Genomic DNA, 575 nt, shown 5'->3' with positions numbered 1-575 from the left:
GGTACGAGCAGACCTTGTAGACCAGCACGATGCCGTCCTGGCCATGCTTGTCGGCGAGCAGGCCGAGCAGCGCCGCGCCCAGTCCGCCGGCGCCGAAGGCGAAGCCGAAGAAGATGCCGGCGATCAGGCCTACCCGGCCGGGAATCAGTTCCTGGGCGAAGACGACGATGGCCGAGAAAGCCGAAGCGAAGATCAGGCCGATCACCACCGACAGAACGCAGGTCCAGAACAGGTTYGCRTAKGGCAGCAGCAGCGCGAASGGGATRACGCCGAGGATCGAGAACCAGATGACGAAGCGAGCGCCAAAACGGTCGCCGATCGGGCCGCCCAGGAAAGTGCCGACCGCCACCGATCCAAGGAACAGGAACAGCATCAGCTGTGACGCCTGCACGCTCATGCCGAAGCGTTGGATGACGTAGAAAGTGAAATAGCTGGAAATGCTCGACATGTAGACATTTTTGGTCGCTGTCAGCAGGACGAGAATCAGGAAGGCCCAAAGCACCTTGTTCTGTGGCAGCGGCAGCGTACGGCTGGCCGGCGCCTTTGAGACCTGTTGCCGGCGATGGCTGACATAC

1 protein-coding gene is annotated in these 575 nt (G+C 61.6%); it reads right to left on the bottom strand.

Annotated features, from left to right (window positions below; all coding sequences use genetic code 11):
• On the bottom strand, window positions 1-575 hold a 575-nt coding region (locus AC1D0P_RS27380), incomplete at both ends, for an MFS transporter (protein ID WP_477679607.1).

It is taken from the genome of Polaromonas sp. P1_G2 (assembly GCF_056405515.1).
Note: the sequence above shows the minus strand (reverse complement) of the source record. Positions and strands in the feature narration are given on the sequence as shown.